Here is a 19,766-nt window from a genome sequence, read left to right on the forward strand (position 1 = left end):
CTCCGCCTCACCATTGTTTCGATAATGAAAATATTATACACCATGAATCAAGGGAACGTGTGAAGATTACTTTATTTCTATTTTTAGGAATAGTAGGTACATTGTTAAGCTTCCATTGAAGAAATAAGGAATTTCAGGTATAATCACTTAGTTGTAGATTGTTTTTTATCTAAGCGATGTCAGATGATAGGTTATAATTTCTTACAAATAGATGAGTATCTCGAAAATAAAGAATGTAGAGGTGGGAGCATGAGTAAAATGAAGAAAGACTTCTCTCAATACTTTCAAGCCCCTGACTTAAGAGAAGCGAAGAAGCGTGGGAAAGAAGAAGTACAAGTCTTACAATTTGAGTCACTACCAGATGAGATGAAAAATATTGGTGTGGGTCATAAATATTTGATTCAAACGTTTGGCTGTCAGATGAACGTCCATGATAGCGAGACGATGGCAGGTATTTTTGAGATGATGGGGTATACACCTACTATAGATGAACGCGATGCAGATATCATCTTGCTCAATACATGTGCAATCCGTGAAAATGCCGAGGATAAAGTGTTTGGAGAGTTAGGTCGACTCAAACATCTCAAGCTTGAGAAACCCAACCTTATTTTGGGTGTATGTGGATGTATGTCACAGGAAGAATCCGTTGTAAATCGGATCCTAAAAAGCTATCAAAATGTGGATTTGGTATTTGGAACCCATAATATTCACCGCCTACCTCATTTAGTGCACAATGCGCTAATGAGTAAAGAGATGGTGATCGAGGTTTGGTCGAAAGAGGGAGATGTAGTAGAGAATATGCCAAAAGTACGCGCAGATGGCTTGCGTGCTTGGGTAAATATTATGTACGGTTGCGATAAATTCTGTACCTACTGTATCGTTCCTTACACTCGCGGAAAAGAGCGTAGTCGCCGTCCTGAAGATGTACTAAACGAGATCCGAGAATTGGCCCGTAAAGGCTATCAAGAAGTAACGCTACTCGGTCAAAATGTAAATGCATATGGAAAAGATCTAGAGGATCTTAACTATCTCTTTGGCGACCTAATGGATGATGTGCGTAAGATTGGCATCCCACGCATTCGCTTTACAACAAGTCATCCCCGCGACTTTGATGACCATTTAGTTGAGGTGCTTGGCAAAGGCGGTAACTTGGTAGAGCATATTCACCTTCCTGTTCAATCAGGCAGTAGTGAAGTCCTGAAATTAATGGCCCGCAAATATGATCGGGAACGTTATCTAGACTTAGTGCGTAAAATCAAAGAGACAGTGCCAAATGTGGTATTAACAACAGATATTATCGTCGGTTTCCCTGGCGAAACAGATGAGCAATTTGAAGATACGATTTCATTAGTGAAAGAAGTGGAATTTGATTCCGCCTTTACCTTTATCTACTCTCCTCGCGAAGGGACTCCAGCGGCTAAGATGCAGGACGATATTCCGATGGAAGTGAAAAAGGCACGACTTCAAAGACTAAATGAAACCTTAAATGAAATCGGTCGTCGTAAAAACGAAGAGTTACGCGGCCATGTGGTAGAGGTATTGGTCGAGGGAGAGAGTAAGAAAAATGCGGATGTTCTTTCCGGCCGAACTCGTACTAATAAACTAGTAAACTTTGCAGGACCTAAGAGCTTAATTGGTAAAATGGTAATGGTTCGTATTGAAGACCCGAAAACCTGGTCGTTAACAGGTGTTTTGTTGGAAGATCCAAAACAACAGAAAGCTCCGGTTGCTTAGGTGAGATGGCAGGTGAAGGATACAATGGAACACCCCGTGCTTGCGTTTGCAAAAAAACTTTCGGAACAAGTAGGTGCCACAGCGGAGGTCGAGCGCTTCCGCCAAGCAGAGAAACAAGTTCAGGATAGTGAGAAGGTTAACCAGCTAATTGAGGAAATTAAGAAGAAACAAAAAGAATTGGTTCACGCCAAGCATTATCATAAAAGCGAATATGTTCGTTTGCTGGAAAAAGAATTAGAGCAGCTACATTATGAATTTGATCACCTTCCGATCGTGAGGGAATACCAGCAGTACCAAGTGGAGGTAAACGATCTTCTGCAAACGATTCAACATGTCGTTGCCGAAACCGTTTCTACAAAAATTCATATTGAAGTTGGCGGAGAAGTCGCTAGAGGCTGTGGTTCTGGCGGCTCGTGTGGCTGTAGTAGTCGTTCAAAATGAAAAAACTTTGAGATCTGTTAACACCCTCATGCACCCTAGGCGTGCGCCCTGCATATACTCAAGTGAACGACCGTTTGAGGAGGGAATAAGGTGGCAAATACAGATCGATCAGTTGAATACCGTCAGATCATGTCGAGAGCGATTTGTGGGAAAGGACGGAAGTTTTGTCAAGTGAAACACTCCATCCACCCACCTGACCACATTCACCACATATTAGGAGCGTGGTTAATTAATCACAACTATGAAAGCTCTAAAGTAGGTGAAGCGGTCGAGGTACGTGGTACGTATGATGTGAATATTTGGTACTCCACCAAAGGAAATACCAAAACAGATGTCATGACCGAAACAGTACACTACGCAGAAAAGATTCCACTTACGTACTATGATCGCTATACACGCGAAGGGACTGTGAATGTAAGCACCATTTGCACACAGACCCCCAATTGCGTAGCAGCAAAGCTTTCTCCCCATAAAGATTCCATTTCCATTAAAGTGGAAAAAGAATTCGTTGTGGAGTTGATAGGTGAAACAAAAGTCACAGTAGCCGTCTTCCCGCACGAGCTTGGTGATTGGGATGATAAAGACAAAGAAGATTTCATAAGCGAGATGGCTGAGGATGACGAGGACGACACCTTCGATGACCTAGATCCAGACTTAGTCTTTGATGATTTGGAAGACTGATCCATAATAAAGCTGCTGGCAAGGGATGCCAGTAGCTTTATTTTTATTAGCTATAGACAGACTCCAGGCTACATGGATTCGCATACCATGGCAGGGAGTCTGTTTTTTGTTCTCAGAATAAGTGGCTTGGTAATACGCACTCGTGCTGATGCATTTGCATATAAATAACCAATGGATTTAGTGTTTACCGTATAAAAGGCATAAAAGGTAGCCATGGGTGGTGCGTAGAAAGGGGAAAGGTTATGGGAGCCGTTACCCTACCATTAGATGCTAAGGAATCTGAACAAGAAGAACTGCAAGGTCTTCGCGAACAACTTGTCAGTGTTGATCACAGGTTTGCGCCTTCCATCCTTCTGGAGACGACTGACGATCAGATCCACATATCTGGGGCGATCCGTACGTCTTCAACGCTCTACACATTAAACAACGAAAAACAAGTAGAAAAACTAAAAAGTGCAAAACAACATAATGACATTCTTCAATTGCATGGGATTCAGGTGGTAGGTAGTAGCCGGCAGTTTCTTCGTGAATATGTATTTAGTATTTTTCAGACGAAAGTACTTAGTGTGTATCGATCCAAAGAAATGACTGTTTGGTTAAATCAGTCTAAGAAAAAGCAAAAAGTAAAGAAAAAAACATATGTACGGGTTACAGATCCGGATAATGATCGGGAAATCAAACGAGTACAAAAGGTAGCGGTGCGAGCTTTATACGCGACGGGGCTGGATTATGGCATGGTAACCTGTGGAGTGGGTACTAGCAAAAAGATATCGATTGTTCAGGTTGATCCTAGCCCTAAGTTAAATGAAGATCTCGAGAGACTTTTTATTAAAGCCGTATCTGATTATCGCAAAAAGCTTAGGAAGTCCAGCACCCCATCTAAAAACATTATGCTAGGTGCTGACCCTGAATTTATTATGGTTACTCCGAAAGGAAGTTTGATTGTCGCATCAAAGTATTTTCCGATTCAAGGGAAAATAGGATGCGATGCGGCATGGTTAGGGGATAATCGAAGTCATAAACCGATAGTGGAGCTCAGGCCAGATCCTACGACAGACCCCTTGCGGTTAAGTGTCCGCGTCTATCAGTGTTTGTTACATGCTGCAAAGAAGGTGCAGCATGTGCAGTGTAAGTGGTTAGCAGGAGCTCTCCCTTACCCGAAATATCCGATTGGGGGTCATGTTCACTTTAGCGGGATTGAGCCTAGTTTCCAATTGCTTCGGGCGTTAGATAATTACTTGGCTTTGCCGCTAGTAGTATGCGAAGATCCTAGAGGGAAAGATAGACGCCCGAAATATGGATTCCTTGGAGATTTCCGCATGCAAGAACATGGTGGCTTTGAGTACCGGACCCCACCTAGTTGGTTGATCACTCCTACTCTAACCAAAGGTGTACTGGTTTTGTCAAAAATTATTGCCGGTAATTTTGAACAGTTGATGTACAATCCGTTAGGTGATCCAGGTATTCAAAAGGCTTACTACGATGGAAATAAGGGAGTACTAAGGGAATGGATTCCAGACCTATGGCAAGATATTAAGCGTTTAGATGATTATGAAGCATATCAAAATGTGGTTGATGAGTTTTTTTCATTCATCCAGCAAGGAAAGACGTGGGATGAATCACTAGATCTACGAAAAGCTTGGCGGCTACCTCCGTATCATACAAAGAAAAGGTAACATAAGGCATTGAAGGGAACCTATGGTATGTTATAGTTGTTCCCTTTTTCTATGCATGTTACAATAAGTAAGATATAGAATTGATAGAATAATAGCCGGAGGAAGAGAAATTTGGCTAAATATACTCCGATGATTGAACAGTACCTCAAGATTAAGGCCCAAGCACCTGATGCCTTTTTATTTTTTCGCTTAGGGGACTTCTACGAATTATTTTTTGAAGATGCTCAATTAGCTGCAGAAGAGCTAGAGATTACATTGACAGGGCGCGGTGGGGGAACAGAAGAACGAATTCCGATGTGTGGAGTTCCGTATCATTCTGCTAGTACCTATATTGAACGCCTAATTGAAAAGGGTTATAAAGTTGCTATTTGTGAACAGGTAGAAGATCCATCTTCTGCTAAAGGGGTCGTAAGGAGAGAGATTATCCGTTTCGTTACCCCAGGAACCGTGATGGAAGAATCGATGCTGACCGATCAAGAAAATAACTTTCTTGTAACCGTTGTACAGAGTCATTCTCTATATGGTTTATCGGCTGTGGACTTATCAACAGGGGAGATTCATCTTACTGAATTACAAGATTTATCTTCGCTATTAGATGAAATTTTGTCATACCAGCCAAAAGAATTATTAGTTGAACATGCTTTATTAGATCGAGAAGATATTGGAACGATGTTGCAAAAGCGATACCGTGTAATGGTTACACCGTTTTCTGTGGAAGAGTCGCAATTTGAGGATCTTCTGAAAAAGGTGGAGAGCCAGTTTCCTACTTTTCATCAAGAATGTTCGACGATTGGATTGAAAAAAGGATTAGTTACACTATATGCTTATCTACAAAATACACAGAAACGTTCTTTAGGACATCTACAAAGGCTTCATCGATATGATGCGAAGCAGTATATGATGCTCGATGAAGTGGCTCGTCGTAATCTGGAATTGACGGTTACGATGGGGGAAGGGAAGAAGCGTGGTTCCCTCTTAGGATTATTAGATCAATCGGTTACGGCTATGGGAAGCAGGCTATTAAAAAAATGGCTAGACAAGCCTTTACTTCGTATAGAAGAGATCCAGAATCGACAAGATGTTGTAGCTGCCTATATGGAACATCTATTGTTGTTAGATGATGTTCGGATTCAGTTAAAGAATGTATACGATTTGGAACGTTTGGCCGCTCGGATTTCATACGGATCTGCTACGGCTCGTGATTTGGTGGCTCTACACCGTTCGTTAGCAGCGATCCCTGATTTAAAAGATTTATTACGAAAGTTGCCGTCGAAACGGATTCATTCCCTGCTAGTAGAGGTGGATGAGTGCGTAGATTTACAGATATACATATCAAAGGCGATTGTCGCAGAGCCCCCTCTTTCTGTAAAAGAAGGAGGTATCATTCAGACTGGTTACCACGAACAATTAGATCAATATCGCGATGTTCAAAAGAATGGAAAGCAGTGGATTGCTACATTAGAACAACAAGAGCGTAATCGAACAGGGATTAAGTCTCTCAAGATTGGTTATAACCGTATATTTGGTTATTATATCGAGATTTCACGCTCAAATTTACGAAATCTTCCAGAAGGATTATATGAACGAAAACAAACTCTTGCCAACGCAGAGCGGTTTATTACTCCAGAGCTAAAACAGAAGGAACAATTGATTCTCGATGCGTCTGAGAAGTCGATGGACTTGGAGTATGAATTGTTTTGTGAGGTTAGAAATCATCTAGCTACACATGTAGGACGGCTTCAGAAGCTGGCTGAGCAGGTTGCTGAATTAGATGTACTACATGCGTTTGCGAAAGTTTCTGCCGAGGGACAGTATGTGCGTCCAGAGGTGCATGAAGGGGATGAAATGGTTGTCGTTGCGGGTCGCCATCCAGTAGTTGAAGCACTTGCACGCGATGATCAGGAGTTTATCGCAAATGATGTAGAGTTGAATCACCAATCTCGCCAACTGTATCTCATTACAGGGCCGAACATGGCTGGGAAATCTACGTATATGAGACAAGTGGCTTTGATTACGATTTTAGGTCAGATTGGATGTTTTGTTCCCGCTGAGTCTGCGCGGATTCCGTTAACAGATCGGATCTTTACGCGAATCGGGGCCGCAGATGATCTAGTAGGTGGACGAAGTACGTTTATGGTGGAGATGGCCGAGACATGTCAAGCACTGCAAGAAGCGACATCCCGCAGTTTGATTTTATTAGATGAAGTAGGAAGAGGTACGTCTACCTATGATGGTCTAGCGCTCGCTCATGCCATTGTAGAATATATTCATGATCATGTAGGAGCCAAGACTTTATTCTCCACTCATTATCATGAGCTAACACAACTAGAGCAAAAGCTGGAATGTCTGGTAAATGTACACGCAAAATGTATTGAGAAAGACGGAAAAGTTGTGTTCTTGCATCGCATTGTTCCAGGTGGAGCGGATCGAAGCTATGGGATCCACGTTGCTGAGTTAGCTGGACTGCCTCCCACTGTGATTGAGCGCGCGAAGGTGATCTTAGAGCGGCTTGAGGTTGGTAACTCGGAATCTGCGGTCGCTTGTGCGGTTTCAGATCAAGCCCATGGTCCACACATCTCAGAGATTCAAGAAGAACCAATGGTGTATCAAACAGACGATCCCGATGGACAGCTAAGTTTGTTTGATTTTGGTGGAGCTGCCAAAAAATCGCAAGAGCAGGAAGTAGTCCATGAAGCGGAACGCGAAGTAGTAGTAAACGCCGAAGAACTACCAGAGCCAAGACTTTCTTCTGGCCGTTCTGTAGCCGAGGAAGAAGTATTAGCTGCTGTATTGCAATTTGATCTAATGAATCAAACACCGTTTGAAACGATGCAGTTTGTTTTAGAGTTAAAGAAAAAACTATTGAAATAGCTATTTTGGGGCGGGAAGATGGTTGAAACCAATCTCTCGTTCCTTTGTTTATAGAGAGGAGGATCTATTCATGGGGAAGATTCGTGTGTTAGATGAGCAATTGGCGAATCAGATTGCTGCAGGAGAAGTAGTCGAACGTCCTGCTTCCATCGTGAAAGAGTTGGTAGAAAACGCGATTGATGCCAAGGCAGATAAGATTACGGTGCAATTAGAAGAAGGCGGTATTTCGTATATTCGCGTTTCAGATAATGGTTCGGGGATGGAGCGCGAAGATGCAGTAATCGCTTTTGAACGACACGCTACTAGTAAGATTCAACGTGAACGCGATTTATTTCAAATTCAGACACTTGGATTTCGTGGAGAAGCATTGCCAAGTATCGCGTCGGTGGCAAAGATTGAGCTGAAGACAGCCGAAGATGCTTCCGAACTTGCGACTTTATTAACGATTGAGGGCGGACAGTTATTACAGACCGAAGATACTTCTCGCTCTAGAGGAACGGACGTGGTAGTACGTGACTTGTTTTATAATACTCCGGCTCGTTTGAAATACTTGAAGACCGTTAACACGGAAGTAAGCCAAGTAGCAGATGTAATGGGGCGGCTAGCTCTTTCTTGTCCTGATCTATCGTTTTCGCTTATTCATAATGGAAAAGAGCTTTTCCGAACACCAGGAGACGGGAAATTACTTCATGTCATCCATGCCATCTATGGGAAACAGGTTGCTTCTCAGATGATGCAAGTGGGAGGAGAAAATGGTGATTTTCAATTAAGTGGGTTTATCTCTAAACCCGAGTTGACCAGATCGAATCGTTCCTACCTCTCTATCATTTTAAATGGTCGCTATGTAAGGAGTATTCCTATCTCTCAATCCATTCTACGAGCATACGGAACACTACTGCCAAATGGACGTTATCCAATTGGTGTAATCCAAATCAAGATGGATCCCAAACTAGTAGATGTAAATGTACATCCTACCAAGTTAGAAGTTCGTTTGAGCAAGGAACGCGAATTATGTCAATTAATAGAGCAATCTGTTCAAGGTGTTTTTCTGAAGCAGCGACTCGTTCCACAAGCTATGGGAGCAGCAACGATCAAAAGTGTAGCACCGAAGTCGGAGCAATCTGAGTTATCTTTTACACCCGTTCGCTCGAAACCAGATTGGCAGGTACAAGAGAGGGTTTCTCCATGGAATGGTCCTCCTAGGGTGCCAAAAGCTCCCTCATTCACTCCAACTATGCAGGAGAGAGACGATTTTAGGGTGGAAGAGAAAAGCGTTGGACTAGAGAAACAAATGATTCAGCCGCCATCATCTCCCCTTCCACAAAATAATCAAATGCCAATCCCAGTGGAAGAGAAGGTGATGGAGTTAGAGCCAGAGTCAGAGTCTCTAGACATCCCGACCGTAGATGAACAAGCAGAAACGACGACCTCACGGTTCCCACTACTACTGCCGCTGGCCCAAGTGCACGGAACCTATATCGTTGCCCAATCGGATGATGGCTTTTATCTAGTAGATCAACACGCCGCCCATGAACGAGTGTATTATGAAATCTTTTATCGCAGAATGGGTGAAAAAAATAGTACGCAACAACCGTTGTTAATTCCGTTAACCATCGAATGTACGATCTCAGAAGCGAAGACATTAGAAAATTATTTAGAAGAACTGCAAGATTGGGGCTTGGATTTGGAGCCGTTTGGAGGAAACACCTTTATGATTCGGGCGTATCCAAGTTGGTTCCCAAAGGAAAATGAAGTGGATTTGATCCATGAGATCATTCACTATTTGAAGGATCATGGCAGGGTTGATGTGGCGGTGTTACGAGATGCCTCTGCGAAAATGATGTCGTGTAAAGCGGCTATCAAGGCGAATCGCCATCTCAGACATGAAGAGATGAGATCTCTCTTTCACCAGCTAGCTGAGTGTGAAAATCCGTTTACTTGCCCACATGGACGACCTATTTTCGTTCATTTTACGACGTATGAGTTAGAAAAAATGTTTAAGCGAGTGATGTAATACGAAAGCCATAGGAATGGCGGTTCTTGCTAATCGCCATTCATTTATAGAAAGGATATCCAAATGAAAAAACATGATGATTTTGGGAATAGAATGAAGGCATATGAAAATTCATTTCGGATGTATTTACCTAAGAGAATGCCAATCTTGTTGAGAATTGATGGTTGCCATTTCCATACTTTTACTAGAGGATTAAATAGACCTTTTGACGAGAAGCTAGCGTTGGCATTTTGGGAAACGTGTAAATTTCTCGCCGCAAACATGATGGGATGCAAGCTCATCTACCATCAGAGCGATGAAATCTCAATTCTACTAACCAACTACGATAAGCTTATGACAGAATCGTGGTTTGATAATAATTTACAAAAAATCGTATCTGTATCAGCTTCCTTAGCAACAGCTAAGTTCAACGAAATCATTAGAGAAATGATTCCAAACGCACCATTAGCCACATTTGATAGTCGTGCTTGGATTTTGCCGCATGATGAAGTTGTAAATTATTTCTTATGGAGACAAATGGATGCGACTAAAAATAGTATTTCCATGCTTGCGCAGTCTCAATTTACTCAAAGAGAGCTAAATGGATTAGATGGAAAACAGCTTCAAGATAAATTGATGTTGGAAAAGGGAATGAATTGGAACGACCTACCGATTTGGCAGAAACGGGGAGTATGTATTACAAAGCAAGAGTTTGTTAAAGGAGAAGCGTTGAGAAGAAAGTGGGATGTAGATCATAACACTCCTATTTTTTCCAAAGATCGTGAGTATATTAATCAACATGTCTATGTCGATGCGACTGAGTAGGTGTAATGATGGAAATAGTGATTCTTGTTGGAATTCAAGCATCAGGTAAATCAACGTTTTATCGTGAAAACTTTTTGAATACGCATATTCGACTTAACTTAGACATGTTAAAAACCAGACATCGTGAAAAAATCTTATTAGAAGCATGCCTAAATGCGAAACAGTCGATTGTGATTGATAACACGAATCCGACAGCGGAAGATCGTGCGAGGTATATCAACATTTCCAAAGAAAAAGGATTTTCTATAGTCGGTTATTATTTTGAACCTAACTATGAAGAATCCATCTATCGGAATAGCACTCGAAATGAAAATGAGAAGATTCCACTCATCGGAATCAAAAGCACCTTAAAGAAGTTAGTTCCCCCAAGTATTCAAGAAGGTTTCGATACCCTTTACAGGGTTTGTATCATAAATGGCAAGTTTGTTATTATTAAGTCCTAGTCATATAACTTAGAAACAGTCTACTTAAAAATACATTTCATGCTAAAGCGAGTGATATAACATATTATTTGTAAGCACTTCATTTCATCCAGACGATGCACTAGTAAAAGAAGCGAAGCAGTTAGCAGGGAAGTTAACTGTTCCTTATAAAGAACGATATCGCTTATCGCTTCCCGGTCTATTTGACCAAGCAGATGGCGATGAAGTGATTTTAATAACGAAAAAAGGTTGGCGCTATGAGCGAAAAGATGGCCATTCTTTTCATTTTCATCCAAATACCTCAGCCCTTAGAATCAAAAACTTATCTCGTGGTGAATCAGATTCATTGGTGAAGTTTGCAGAACTACGACCAGGAGATCACGTACTCGACTGTACACTGGGCATGGCTTCTGATGCGATTGTGGCAAGTTATGCAGTGAGTGAATCAGGGCGAGTGGTTGGCCTAGAGTCAGAGCCGATTTTAGCCGAAATGGTAAGGCAAGGTCTGAAGAGCACAGTTACGAATCGAACTCGGTTAGATGCCGCTATGAGAAGAGTGGAAGTGATGAGTCGAGATTACCGAGATGCTCTTCCGAATATGAAAGATGATTCCTTTGATGTGGTCATGTTTGATCCGATGTTTCGTAAAACGATTAAAACCTCTTCCGCGATGCAAGTGTTAAAGCCGCTCGCGAATCCTGTACCTCTTGATCAAGAATCTGTACAACACGCTGTTCGCGTTTCCAGGCGATTGGTTATGCTAAAAGAGAGACTCGATAGTGGGGAGTTCGAACGCTTAGGATTTACGATTGTAAAAGAGTCTTCGCAATTTGCTTGGGGAGTTATACAAAAATCCGATGTAACATAGGTTATTTTTATAGACAAGTTTGCTACACAAACAAAAATGGAAAAAATAGAGGACTGGGACATAGTCCTCTATTTTATTAGGAGGCTTTAAAGTGGATATTACATGGAAAAAGCTCACTTCCAGCGATCACATCTTCCTTCAAAAAGCATTTGAGATTTATGATCAATCATTTCCTGACGAAGTGAGAGAGTCCCACGATGTATTTGATAGGGGCTTATTAAGCCAGAACTCTTCTTTTCCAGACTCCTATACATTTCTAGTAGGCTATCAAAATGAGGATGAAATCGTTTCTCTTGCTACTGCTCACTATTTTTCAAAAGTGAACATGGGATTTGTTGTATATCTTGCCACGAATCCATACATAAGAAGTCGTGGAATAGGCAGTATGACCCTAAATAAAATAGAAGAGGTTCTGCAGGATGACGCAAAAAAAGCAGGGCATCATTTTTTAAGCGGTATGGTACTGGAGACAGAGAAACCAGAATTTGCTCATACAGAGGCTGAAAAACGGAACTGTGAGCTGAGAAATCGTTTTTTCGAAAAGAATCAATTTGTGAATCTGATGAATGTCACATATCTACAGCCTCCATTAAAAGAAGGTGATTCATCTGTGCCACTTCATTTGTTTTTGAAACAGTATGCGGGCACTATTCAACGTGATGAGATTGCTATGGTAATCAAAGAAATACTTACAAAAAAGTACCAGGAAATCAATCAGATACCGATCAAAGTACTTGAGGAATGTCAGAAGTTAATGAGGATAGATTAAGATTTCATTTGAAAGGCGGTAGTATGATGAAGCCCAATTTGTTGGTGATTGTGGGACCGACTGCTGTGGGGAAAACGTCTCTAAGTTTGGAATTAGCTGGGGAGTTTCATGGAGAAATCATATCTGGTGACTCGATGCAAGTCTACCGATATATGGATATTGGGACAGCAAAAGCATCAAAGGAAGAGATGGAACTTGTTCCTCATCATCTCATTGATCTATACGATCCCGATTATCCTTTTTCAGTGCAGGAGTTTCAAAAGGTTGCTAGAGAAGCGATTGCAGAAGTATCGGAGCGATCTCACCTTCCTATTTTGGTAGGTGGGACGGGCTTATATGTGGATTCAGTAACGCATAACTACCGTATGCCAGATGTAAAAGAAAACCCTAGCTTAAGACAAGAGTTAAGAGAGTTGGCAGAAAAAGAAGGAAATGAGGCTCTACATAAACGTTTGCAAGAAGTAGACCCGACATCTGCAGAGAAATTACATCCAAATGATCAGAAGCGCTTAATCCGGGCTTTAGAGGTGTATGATCAGACAGGCCAGTCGATCTCGCAACTAAGTAAAAAAGGAGATTCTCCCTATCGTTCATTATGGGTTGGTCTAACCATGCCACGGGACTTACTGTACGAACGAATTAATCTCCGCGTTGATCTGATGATCGAGCAGGGGCTTGTAGAAGAGGTACAGATGCTACGTGAAAAAGGATACCAAAGGACGGCTACTTCGATGCATGCGATCGGTTACAAGGAGGTTTACCGGTATCTAGATGGAGAATGGTCTTTGGATGCTGCGATTGAACAGATCAAGAAGGGATCCCGTAATTATGCGAAGCGTCAGCTCTCATGGTTTAGGCGATCGGATGAAATTTATTGGTACGATGTAACGAAAAAAGGAATCTTTGAAGAAATTAAGGAGCAAGTGGCAGGAAAGTTTCCAGAGTACAGAGAATAAATACCTTACTGATAAACATAGGAGGTACTTACTTTGAAACAGGCCATTAATATCCAAGATACATTTTTGAATCAGATTCGAAAAGAATCAGTACCCGTAACCATCTATTTAATGAACGGATTTCAATTACGAGGTGTCATTAGAGGCTTTGATAACTTTACGATTGTGATCGATAGCGAAGGCAAGCAACAAATGGTTTATAAGCATGCGATCTCTACGTTTACACCAGCACGTCCTGTATCTCTTATGTCTCAAGAAGATAAAGAAGTAGAAGTCAAGTGAGAATTCATCACTTGGCTTTTTTCTATTATCACCAATAAATGGGCATATGCGTATATATAGACAGAACAAATAGCCCAGATGAGGTGAACTTCATGAGCAGGAGAGTCCTTGAGGTGCAAGATGAGAAACATCGAATCCAAATCGTGTTTGATCGAAAACAGAGCGCTGCTACCTGTTCCCTTCCTGCTTGGCAAGAGGAAACGCCTGTCGGTTTAAAGAAGTGTTTTGACCAATTGGGTCAATTAGTAGGATTAACTCAAGTGAAGGCATTCGTAAAAGAAATATATGCGTGGCTGGAAATCGGTAAGCGAAGGCAAGCTGCTGGTTTAAGTAGTGAACAGCAAGTTCTCCATATGGTCTTTACTGGGAACCCCGGAACGGGCAAGACAACGGTAGCTAGAATTATGAGCGGTTTGTTTCGGGAGATGGGTATGTTGTCAAAAGGTCATTTAGTGGAGGTAGAACGAGCTGATTTAGTGGGAGAGTATATCGGACATACTGCTCAGAAGACGAGAGAGCATGTAAATAAAGCACTTGGTGGAATTCTATTTATTGACGAGGCGTATTCGTTAGCTCGTGGTGGAGAAAAAGATTTTGGGAAAGAAGCAATCGATACTCTTGTAAAAGCCATGGAGGACCATAAGAATGATTTTATCTTGATTCTAGCGGGTTATTCATGGGAGATGAGTAATTTTTTAAGCTCCAACCCTGGTTTGCCTTCTCGGTTCCCTGTCCAGCTTGAGTTTTCTGATTTTCCGATTCAACAACTGCTCGAAATTGCTGAATGCATGACAAATGAGAGACAATATCGTTTATCCGTTGCAGCAAAAGAGAAGTTACGAAATCATGTGCAACGGGAAATGGAGCGTTTAGATCGTCCTTTTGGGAATGCCCGCTATATCCGCAATTCGATTGAACAGGCCGTTCGCCAACATGCTGTTCGGTTGCTGCAGATGCCTTATGCAAATCGAAACGATTTAATGACCTTGCGTTCAGATGATTTTCAGTTAGACGAGGTCGAAAAGAAAACACCTGTTCAGTCATGGTATAATTAAGCTTATTTCATTGTCTTTTGGAAGGATGGATACCAATCGAAGAAATGGTAGAGAGAGAACGAGCCATACTTGTCAGTTGTGGCTCTAAGTTGCATGAATGGGAGCTTCGTTCTTCTTTGGAAGAATTAGCAGGCTTAGCAGATACGGCTCATGCAGAAGTACTTGAACAAGTGATTCAGTTCCGCGATCGAAAAGATCGTGCGTGGTTGGTCGGAAAAGGAAAAGCTGAAGAGATCGCACAGTTAGTAGAGGATTTAGAGGCCGACTTGGTCATTTTTGATCAAGAGCTAATTCCTTCCCAAATCAAGCACCTAGAAGAGCTTATCGATGCAAAAGTTATTGATCGGACGCAGTTAATCCTTGATATATTTGCAGGGCGTGCACAGACGAAAGAAGGCCGTCTGCAAGTTGAACTAGCTCAGCTCCAGTATATGCTACCAAGGCTAGTAGGGAAGCGGAAAGAGCTATCTAGACTAGGTGGCGGTATTGGAACCCGTGGTCCTGGTGAGAAGAAGCTTGAAACGGATCGAAGACATATCAGACGTCAAATTGATATTTTGAAACACGACTTAGAAGAAGTACGCAAACATCGGCAGCTCCATCAAGCAAGACGAAAGAAGCAGGCAGTAACGCAAGTTTCCCTCGTTGGTTATACAAATGCCGGGAAGTCTACGTTACTCAATCAGTTAACCGAATCAGAAGTGTTAGCGGAGGATAAGTTATTCGCTACCTTGGATCCGACATCGCGTAAACTAGATCTTTCTAACGGGCAAGAGGTTTTATTGACCGATACGGTTGGTTTTATCCGCAATCTTCCGCACCAATTAGTAGCGTCTTTTCGGAGTACCCTTGAACAGGTAACAGAAGCCGATTTGCTACTACATGTGGTAGATGCGAGCCATCCTGAATCATCTGAACAAATGAAGGTAGTAGAAGAGGTTTTGGAAGAGTTAGGCGCGGCGCATATCCCGACGCTGATTGTTTTTAATAAAGTGGATCAAATGGTGGAGAGATCGATTCAAGAAGAATCGGAAGAGCGCGAAGGGAATCGAATTATGATTTCTGCGTTTCAGCAATCTGATTTAGAGCGTCTAAAAGCAAAGATAGAAGAAGCTCTTTATCAACATGACTTTAAAGGAACGGTTTCATTCTCTGTTGAGAAGGGAGACTGGATTTCTGCGCTATATCGTCATGCAGAAATCTTACATAGCGAGACAGAGGATTTGGAGATCTCTTTTCAATATCGACTTCCGAGGAACAAATTGAACTCTCTTCCGAGGGATTTGCAAGAGAAGATGCAATTACGTAATAAGTAAATTACAGAACAAAGTGAGCAGATCTGTCGAACGAATAAACAATAGAAATTGGTGTACACATGAAGCTAAAACATGCAACGTGGATTCAAGAACTACAGTCGAAGGTCGTAAAGCAGATTCAACCTATCATCAGTCAAATCGAAGAACGCGTCGATGTGCATCAATGGCGCGTTCTTGATGCGTTTCGTAAACATGCTGTGAGCGATTATCATCTCCATTCGTCTACAGGATATGGATATGATGACATGGGCCGGGAAGTGTTTGAACGAATTTTTGCCGATTTGTTTGGTGCTGAGATGGCGTTGGTCAGATCCAATATTATTTCGGGCACACATGCGATTGCGAGCAGTTTATACGGAAATTTACGCCCGGGGGAAGAGTTGATTTATCTTACTGGAACCCCGTATGACACATTACATAAAGTGATTGGAAAAGCGGGAGATGGGACAGGCTCATTAGCGGACTATGGAATTCGATATCGAGAAATTCCTTTGCTTGATGGTGGAGAGATCGATTGGGATGCATTTAGGCAATCCGTCAGTGAGAGTACAAAAGTGGTTGGGATTCAGCGCTCTCGTGGCTATGCAGATCGTCCTTCCTTTACCATCGCGCGTATTCAGGGCATGATTACACAAATTCGTCAAATAGCACCTCAAGCGGTTATTTTTGTGGATAACTGTTATGGAGAGTTTGTAGAGGACATGGAGCCGACGCATGTAGGAGCTGATATTGTAGCGGGTTCGCTCATCAAAAATCCCGGTGGAGGATTGGCTAAATCAGGTGGATATATGGTCGGGAAGAAGGAGTTCATCGAAAAGGCGGCTTCACGCCTCGTTGCTCCGGGTATAGGGGTAGAAGGTGGTGCCACCTATGGTTATCAACGCGACTATTACCAAGGACTGTTTTTAGCGCCTCATGTAGTAGGAGAAGCATTAAAGGGTGTCGTGTTTGCTTCTGCCATGTTAAAAGAAGTGGGCTTTCAGACGACTCCTAGTTGGGACGAGCTACGAACGGATATTATTCAGCAAATTCGACTAGGGAGCGCTGATTTATTGATTGCTTTTTGTCAAGGCATCCAGAGCGCGAGTCCGGTTGATGCCCATATCACTCCGATTCCGGCGGCGATGCCTGGATATCAAGATCCTGTGATTATGGCAGCTGGAACATTTGTCCAAGGAGCGAGTATTGAGCTATCAGCTGATGGACCGCTTCGTGAGCCGTATATTGCCTTTCTTCAAGGTGGGCTTACCTATTCACATGTAAAAATTGCAATGATGCAGGCGTTGGATCGTATGAAAACAACGGGTTCACTTCCATTGTAAATGGAATAAGGAGGATATATGTGGTAACGATAACTGTTGTATGGATTATTATTATTGCCTTGTTTGCTTTGGCTTTCTTAGGTTTGGTATTTCCAGTTTTACCAGATGTCCCTTTGTTGATGGCTGGTTTTGTGATGTACCACTTTTTTGTGGATGATCAAGCACTAGGGTTATGGTTCTGGATCATTACAAGTATTGTGATGGTATTAAGCTTCTTGGTCGACAATTTTGCTAGTGGGATCGCGGCTAAGCGAGCGGGTGGATCGAGCGGTTCATTTTGGGCAGCGGCACTTGGAGCAATTGTGTTTTCGCTCTTTCTAGGTCCACTTGGAGTCATAGTAGGTCCTTTCGTTTTTGTTTTAGTCGTTGAGTGGATTCGGACTCAAGATTTCAAAAAAGCGTTATCTATTGGGATAAGTACATTAATTGGTTTTATCGGTGGTATGTTAGTGAAATTGATTATTTTAATTGCATTGTTAGTGTGGTTTTTTGTCTTAATCTAAGGGTGGTTTTACATAAAAAAAGTTTTTGTGTTAACTTTTCTTACATAGGTTGACATAAATACTGACAAAGCATAAAATGAATGGTGTTGAATCACTCAACTCCTTCTACAGAAAGGAGGGGCCGTCATCATGAATGATGAGATGCGGCGAAATATGCCTTTGTTTCCAATTGGAACCGTAACAAAATTGACTGATCTAACGCCACGTCAAGTTCGTTACTATGAGCAACAAGGTTTAATCCAGCCTGAGCGTACAAATGGAAACCAGCGTCTATTTTCCTTTAACGATGTAGAACGCTTATTTGAAATTAAATCGTTGATCGAAAAAGGAATTAACCTTGCAGGCGTCAAGGAAATGTTACAGAAAAACCATCAGATTCTAGAAGCAAACAAAGAGGTGGAAAAAGCGCAAGCTGAGGTTGTGAAGGTGAAGCAAGAGTTGTCCGAACGAGAACTACGTCGGTTACTCAAACGCGATCTTCTGCATCCAAAGCTAGGCCGTACTTCGGAAGTGTACGGTGAGTTCTCGCGTTTTTTTCGCAACTGATAACGTAACTACTTTGAAGGGAGAATGATGGATATGGCACGATTTACGAGAGAAGATATTTTAAAACAAGCGGTGGAACTAAATGTTCAATATATCCGTCTTCAATTTACCGATTTACTTGGAACGATTAAAAATGTGGAGATTCCGCGTAGCCAGTTGGAAAAAGCACTTGATAATAAAATGATGTTTGATGGATCTTCGATTGAAGGATTTGTTCGCATCGAAGAATCCGACATGTATCTATATCCAGATCTCGATACATGGGTTGTTTATCCATGGGTTGCAGCAGGTGACTCAAAGGTAGGTGCCCTTACTTGTGATATCTACAACTCAGATGGTACCCCATTTGCAGGAGATCCACGTGGGATTCTAAAAAAAGTGATGGCAGAAGCGAAAGAGCTTGGTTTTACTTCCTTTAACGTAGGACCAGAGCCAGAGTTTTTCCTCTTTAAAACGGATGACAAAGGGAACCCAACTCTTGATCTAAATGACCAAGGTGGTTACTTTGACCTAGCGCCACTTGATCTCGGCGAAAACTGCCGTCGTGATATCGTGCTTACTCTTGAGCAAATGGGCTTTGAAATTGAAGCTTCCCACCACGAGGTAGCTCCTGGACAGCATGAAATCGACTTCAAATATGCGGATGCTATCAAAGCAGCAGACCAAATCCAAACATTTAAATTGGTAGTAAAAAATGTAGCACGTAATTATGGCTTGCATGCAACCTTTATGCCGAAACCACTATTTGGTGTCAATGGTTCGGGTATGCATTGTCATCAGTCTCTCTTCCGTGGAAACGAAAATGCTTTCTATGATGAGAGTGATGAGCTAGGCTTATCGGAAACAGCACTTCACTATCTAGCTGGAATTTTAAAGCACGCTCGTGCTTTTACAGCCGTAACCAACCCGCTAATCAACTCCTATAAGCGTTTGGTACCTGGTTATGAAGCGCCTTGCTATGTAGCTTGGTCGCCAAAAAACCGTAGCCCATTAGTTCGTGTACCTGCTTCTCGTGGTCTCAGTACTCGGATCGAGGTTCGTTCTCCAGACCCAGCAGCAAACCCTTACCTAGCACTTGCTACGATGCTAGCCGCTGGTTTGGATGGGATTAAGAACAAGTTAGTAGCACCTCCACAAACAGACCGCAACATCTACGTTATGGATGAGCAAGAGCGTAGAGATGCAGGCATTAACAGTTTACCAGCAAACTTGTATGAAGCGATTCAAGAGCTTCAAAACGATACGGTTATCGCAAATGCACTTGGTGAACATGCATTTAGCCACTTTGTAGAAGCAAAAGAAATCGAATGGGACTTGTTCCGCACCACCGTTCATGAATGGGAACGCGAGCAATACATGTCTCTCTATTAAGATATAGGATCTAATGAAACCATCTACGCTGTGTAGATGGTTTCAGACTGCAGACAAACCTCTTCTGAACAACAAGTTTAGAAGAGGTTTTTGTGTGAATTGACTCAAATATCGTTTATGGCGATGGTTTCTCCA

General features: G+C 42.1%; 18 protein-coding genes. All 18 read left to right on the plus strand.

Features of this window, described 5'->3' with window-relative positions:
* The first annotated feature begins 249 nt into the window (after positions 1–249).
* The 18 genes from miaB to glnA all read left to right on the plus strand — a co-directional run bounded on the left by miaB (position 250) and on the right by glnA (position 19,631).
* Entirely contained in the window at positions 250–1,734 is a 1,485-nt protein-coding gene (gene miaB, locus EDD57_RS05955) for a tRNA (N6-isopentenyl adenosine(37)-C2)-methylthiotransferase MiaB (RefSeq protein WP_131848565.1), read from the plus strand.
* A 12-nt stretch (positions 1,735–1,746) separates the two neighbouring features.
* Positions 1,747–2,175: a YlbF/YmcA family competence regulator gene (locus tag EDD57_RS05960; protein ID WP_131848566.1), complete on the plus strand. Its 429-nt coding sequence runs from the start codon at positions 1,747–1,749 to the stop codon at positions 2,173–2,175.
* 90 nt (positions 2,176–2,265) lie between these two features.
* Entirely contained in the window at positions 2,266–2,856 is a 591-nt protein-coding gene (cotE, locus tag EDD57_RS05965) for an outer spore coat protein CotE (RefSeq protein WP_131848567.1), read from the plus strand.
* A 242-nt stretch (positions 2,857–3,098) separates the two neighbouring features.
* Complete coding sequence (locus EDD57_RS05970) at positions 3,099–4,532, plus strand: putative amidoligase domain-containing protein (RefSeq protein ID WP_131848568.1); 1,434 nt, start codon at positions 3,099–3,101, stop codon at positions 4,530–4,532.
* Positions 4,533–4,643: 111 nt separating this feature from the next.
* On the plus strand, positions 4,644–7,403 hold the full coding sequence (mutS, locus tag EDD57_RS05975) for a DNA mismatch repair protein MutS (RefSeq protein ID WP_131848569.1): 2,760 nt from the start codon (positions 4,644–4,646) through the stop codon (positions 7,401–7,403).
* Between the two features lie 70 nt (positions 7,404–7,473).
* A complete protein-coding gene (gene mutL, locus EDD57_RS05980; RefSeq protein ID WP_131848570.1) occupies positions 7,474–9,417 on the plus strand; it encodes a DNA mismatch repair endonuclease MutL in 1,944 nt (647 codons plus the stop codon).
* 63 nt (positions 9,418–9,480) lie between these two features.
* Positions 9,481–10,221, plus strand: coding sequence for a tRNA(His) guanylyltransferase Thg1 family protein (locus EDD57_RS05985; RefSeq protein ID WP_131848571.1), 741 nt, complete (start codon positions 9,481–9,483; stop codon positions 10,219–10,221).
* Positions 10,222–10,229: 8 nt separating this feature from the next.
* Entirely contained in the window at positions 10,230–10,664 is a 435-nt protein-coding gene (locus EDD57_RS05990; protein ID WP_131848572.1) for an AAA family ATPase, read from the plus strand.
* Between the two features lie 205 nt (positions 10,665–10,869).
* Positions 10,870–11,511, plus strand: coding sequence for a class I SAM-dependent methyltransferase (locus EDD57_RS05995; protein WP_165873687.1), 642 nt, complete (start codon positions 10,870–10,872; stop codon positions 11,509–11,511).
* Between the two features lie 91 nt (positions 11,512–11,602).
* Positions 11,603–12,280, plus strand: coding sequence for a GNAT family N-acetyltransferase (locus EDD57_RS06000; protein ID WP_165873688.1), 678 nt, complete (start codon positions 11,603–11,605; stop codon positions 12,278–12,280).
* A gap of 26 nt (positions 12,281–12,306) precedes the next feature.
* Positions 12,307–13,236, plus strand: coding sequence for a tRNA (adenosine(37)-N6)-dimethylallyltransferase MiaA (miaA, locus tag EDD57_RS06005; protein ID WP_243649459.1), 930 nt, complete (start codon positions 12,307–12,309; stop codon positions 13,234–13,236).
* Between the two features lie 33 nt (positions 13,237–13,269).
* Entirely contained in the window at positions 13,270–13,518 is a 249-nt protein-coding gene (gene hfq, locus EDD57_RS06010; protein ID WP_072329815.1) for an RNA chaperone Hfq, read from the plus strand.
* Between the two features lie 92 nt (positions 13,519–13,610).
* Positions 13,611–14,573 (plus strand): AAA family ATPase, encoded by a 963-nt coding sequence (locus EDD57_RS06015; RefSeq protein ID WP_131848576.1) that lies wholly within the window; start codon positions 13,611–13,613, stop codon positions 14,571–14,573.
* A 44-nt stretch (positions 14,574–14,617) separates the two neighbouring features.
* Positions 14,618–15,889: a GTPase HflX gene (gene hflX / locus EDD57_RS06020; protein ID WP_131848577.1), complete on the plus strand. Its 1,272-nt coding sequence runs from the start codon at positions 14,618–14,620 to the stop codon at positions 15,887–15,889.
* Between the two features lie 59 nt (positions 15,890–15,948).
* Positions 15,949–17,211 (plus strand): methionine gamma-lyase family protein, encoded by a 1,263-nt coding sequence (locus EDD57_RS06025; RefSeq protein ID WP_131848578.1) that lies wholly within the window; start codon positions 15,949–15,951, stop codon positions 17,209–17,211.
* Between the two features lie 20 nt (positions 17,212–17,231).
* Entirely contained in the window at positions 17,232–17,714 is a 483-nt protein-coding gene (locus EDD57_RS06030; RefSeq protein WP_131848579.1) for a DUF456 domain-containing protein, read from the plus strand.
* Between the two features lie 129 nt (positions 17,715–17,843).
* Positions 17,844–18,260: a MerR family transcriptional regulator gene (locus tag EDD57_RS06035; protein WP_131848580.1), complete on the plus strand. Its 417-nt coding sequence runs from the start codon at positions 17,844–17,846 to the stop codon at positions 18,258–18,260.
* Between the two features lie 33 nt (positions 18,261–18,293).
* Positions 18,294–19,631 (plus strand): type I glutamate--ammonia ligase, encoded by a 1,338-nt coding sequence (gene glnA / locus EDD57_RS06040; protein WP_424205471.1) that lies wholly within the window; start codon positions 18,294–18,296, stop codon positions 19,629–19,631.
* Positions 19,632–19,766 lie beyond the last annotated feature (135 nt).

The sequence above is a fragment of the Baia soyae genome, assembly GCF_004341445.1.
In the GTDB taxonomy this organism is placed as follows: domain Bacteria; phylum Bacillota; class Bacilli; order Thermoactinomycetales; family Thermoactinomycetaceae; genus Baia; species Baia soyae.

Excerpts from the sequence above, each read along its gene's own strand:
- miaB (WP_131848565.1), top strand. The coding sequence starts at position 250 with ATGAGTAAAATGAAGAAAGACTTCTCTCAATACTTTCAAGCCCCTGAC.
- EDD57_RS06035 (WP_131848580.1), top strand. The coding sequence starts at position 17,844 with ATGAATGATGAGATGCGGCGAAATATGCCTTTGTTTCCAATTGGAACC.
- EDD57_RS05970 (WP_131848568.1), top strand. The coding sequence starts at position 3,099 with ATGGGAGCCGTTACCCTACCATTAGATGCTAAGGAATCTGAACAAGAA.
- mutL (WP_131848570.1), top strand. The coding sequence starts at position 7,474 with ATGGGGAAGATTCGTGTGTTAGATGAGCAATTGGCGAATCAGATTGCT.
- EDD57_RS06015 (WP_131848576.1), top strand. The coding sequence starts at position 13,611 with ATGAGCAGGAGAGTCCTTGAGGTGCAAGATGAGAAACATCGAATCCAA.
- EDD57_RS06025 (WP_131848578.1), top strand. The coding sequence starts at position 15,949 with ATGAAGCTAAAACATGCAACGTGGATTCAAGAACTACAGTCGAAGGTC.
- miaA (WP_243649459.1), top strand. The coding sequence starts at position 12,307 with ATGAAGCCCAATTTGTTGGTGATTGTGGGACCGACTGCTGTGGGGAAA.
- hflX (WP_131848577.1), top strand. The coding sequence starts at position 14,618 with ATGGTAGAGAGAGAACGAGCCATACTTGTCAGTTGTGGCTCTAAGTTG.
- EDD57_RS05985 (WP_131848571.1), top strand. The coding sequence starts at position 9,481 with ATGAAAAAACATGATGATTTTGGGAATAGAATGAAGGCATATGAAAAT.
- glnA (WP_424205471.1), top strand. The coding sequence starts at position 18,294 with ATGGCACGATTTACGAGAGAAGATATTTTAAAACAAGCGGTGGAACTA.
- EDD57_RS05990 (WP_131848572.1), top strand. The coding sequence starts at position 10,230 with ATGGAAATAGTGATTCTTGTTGGAATTCAAGCATCAGGTAAATCAACG.